Annotated in this window: 5 protein-coding genes; 2 read left to right on the forward strand and 3 right to left on the reverse strand. The window is 39.5% G+C overall.

Annotated elements, in window-relative coordinates; all coding sequences use genetic code 11:
- The 3 genes from VE944_RS19235 to VE944_RS19245 form a co-directional block, all read right to left on the reverse strand.
- Positions 1-525 (reverse strand): PD-(D/E)XK nuclease family protein (locus tag VE944_RS19235; RefSeq protein WP_324980359.1); only part of this gene is annotated, 525 nt, incomplete at its 3' end.
- A gap of 193 nt (positions 526-718) precedes the next feature.
- Positions 719-991, reverse strand: coding sequence for a type II toxin-antitoxin system RelE family toxin (locus tag VE944_RS19240; protein WP_324980362.1), 273 nt, complete (start codon positions 989-991; stop codon positions 719-721).
- Complete coding sequence (locus VE944_RS19245) at positions 988-1191, reverse strand: hypothetical protein (RefSeq protein ID WP_324980365.1); 204 nt, start codon at positions 1189-1191, stop codon at positions 988-990. The genes VE944_RS19240 and VE944_RS19245 overlap by 4 nt, the downstream gene beginning before the upstream one ends.
- A 214-nt stretch (positions 1192-1405) precedes the next feature.
- Here VE944_RS19245 and VE944_RS19250 point away from each other — a divergent pair, with 214 nt between their 5' ends.
- Together VE944_RS19250 and VE944_RS19255 are read left to right on the forward strand one after the other, a co-directional pair.
- On the forward strand, positions 1406-1828 hold the full coding sequence (locus VE944_RS19250) for a hypothetical protein (RefSeq protein WP_324980368.1): 423 nt from the start codon (positions 1406-1408) through the stop codon (positions 1826-1828).
- A gap of 75 nt (positions 1829-1903) precedes the next feature.
- On the forward strand, positions 1904-2275 hold a 372-nt coding region (locus tag VE944_RS19255), incomplete at its 3' end, for an NB-ARC domain-containing protein (RefSeq protein WP_324980371.1).

The raw sequence follows: 2275 nt of genomic DNA on the forward strand, positions 1-2275 counted from the left end.
TTCGTTAGCTGCTCCTATATATGCTGTAAGTTGCAGTGGATGTTCATATAAATGCTCAATTGAACCTTTGGGTTTGTCTGCTGTTTTCCACTCGCAAATACAGGGAATACCTTGATAGCTGGCAATACAATCAACTTTGCCCGAATAACTCAAATCATGATGAAAAACTGAGCCTTCCACGAGTCTAACTGTGTCGATTTGTTGTAAAACTGGCTGGATACTCTCCCAATAAGGGCGACTCGCTTCGGGACAAACAGGGTTTTGTCCAAGAAGGTAGCGCTCAATTTGTTTGTGTGTTTGGGTTCCCCGACGGCTAGCAGTTGTAGTAATGCGGGTAGCTTCTTCTGTACCAACACGCGTTTTCCAGTTTAATAATCTGTCTCTATCTGCTTGTGATTTGGTGGCATTAAGTATTGTAGTCACGCTGGGAAAGCGATTTCCGTTGGCATCTACATAATATTGTTTACCATTTTCTCTCTTGGCTGTGGCATTAATTCGAGGTAGCAGTTGGGTATCAAATTGCATTATTAATTCGTAGTTCGTAATTTGTAATTCGTAATTAAGAAAGTGGCGATTAGAAATTTCAGTTCATCTTCCACACAGGCAAAACTAGCTTTTGCAGGTTTTAAAACTTTAATTTTTATTAGTCTGCGTAGGTAGACTACCCTGTGGTAAACTGCAAAGCATCTTTCTATTCGCAAAATCATTGAAAATAGTTTTATTTGGGAAAATAACGATAAATATCTTTCCGGTGTAGTACTCGCTGAAATAAGACTGTTTCTCCATCAAAAATAATTCCAATACGATAATCACCAACGCGGATGCGATAAGCATTTTCATAACCCTGAAGTTTTTTGAGGTTAGTAATTTCTTCAAAGGTTAATATTTCTGGTATGTCTTCAAAAGCAAGGGTTCTAATAGTCTCATAGTAAGGTGTACTTTTCAGAGCCTTGAGATCCTTGATAAAGCTGGGTAGATATTGCGTAATCACTCTTGTTCTAGTTGTGCTAATGCTTCATCAATATTCAGAGGTATTTCATGTTTTACTGCCTTCATTGCTAAGATAAGTCCTTCATCTTCAATAGCTTCTAGCAAGCGTAGATAGTCATCAAAATCTATGACTACTTTGCGGATATTACCTTCCATATCAGTAATCAGTTCTTGAGTAAAAGGGTATTTATCAGCTTGCATTTTGGTTGTGATTTTAGTAGTTATACTATGACTTTAGCGTTAATAAATATAGTATGACTTTAACAAATGTATTTGTGAGATTTTACTCAAGAGAAAAACGCAATAAAACCCGCCTTCCTAGATAAATCTTAATAATTTTGTATTATCTCTTATCAGATGAGATGCACTAAAGTAGAATATCTCACAGTGTTATTTCGTAGTTAATGGGTAAAATATGGAGCCTGTAACATTAACAGCAGTTGCAACTGCGATCGCTACTATAGTTTTAACTAAAGCTCTAGAAAAAACTGGCGAAAAGCTTGGCGAAGCTGCATTAGATAAAAGTCGTGAGTTAATCGAACAGCTACATAATAAAAATAAGTTGCCCTTGCTAGCCAATGCGACACAGCAGCCATTAGATTATGGTAAAGCAGTGCTGGAGTTAAAAGCAGCAGCAGATGCAGATACCGAAATCGCTCAATCTGTGCGAGAAGTGGAAGCAGCCGCAAATGCTGATCCCCAAGTAGCGCCGAAAGTCCAGGCGTTAGCAAATGAGCTAAACTCGCAACCAGCAACCGTCATTAATTCTACAAAGTTAGCTGACTCTATTAGAACCGTCATTCAGGGAAGTACTTTCACTGGCCCTGTTCAATTCTGACTGTACTCGCCTGAAGAGAAACAGGTAAAGTCAAATCTCTCTAATGAAATACCGCAAAATCTTCCTCTAAGTGGGGTGGTGAAGTTTGTTGGACGTGATGACGAACTGCAAACCCTTCATCAGATGTTGCAGCAAAATAATCAGGTGGCAATTGCGGCGATCGCAGGCATGGGTGGACTGGGTAAAACAGAACTGGCCTTACAATATGCAAAGGCTCACCGTGAAACTTACAAGGGTGGAATTTGCTGGTTGCTGGCAAAGGCTGAAGATGTAGGCATTCAAATTGTGCAGTTTGCCAGAACTCACCTTGATTTAAACCCACCAGAAGATTTGGATGTCCTCACACAAGTGCAATACTGCTTTCGGCTTTGGCGCGAAGGTAATGTGTTGCTAGTCTTAGACGATGTTGGAGAATATCAACAAGTTAAGCCTTACTTACCCTCGTTA

The organism is Nostoc sp., assembly GCF_035638895.1.
Taxonomy (GTDB): domain Bacteria; phylum Cyanobacteriota; class Cyanobacteriia; order Cyanobacteriales; family Nostocaceae; genus Nostoc.

Bases quoted from the DNA above. Each gene is read 5' to 3' on its own strand.
- VE944_RS19245 (WP_324980365.1), bottom strand. From the start codon at position 1,191: ATGCAAGCTGATAAATACCCTTTTACTCAAGAACTGATTACTGATATG.
- VE944_RS19250 (WP_324980368.1), top strand. From the start codon at position 1,406: ATGGAGCCTGTAACATTAACAGCAGTTGCAACTGCGATCGCTACTATA.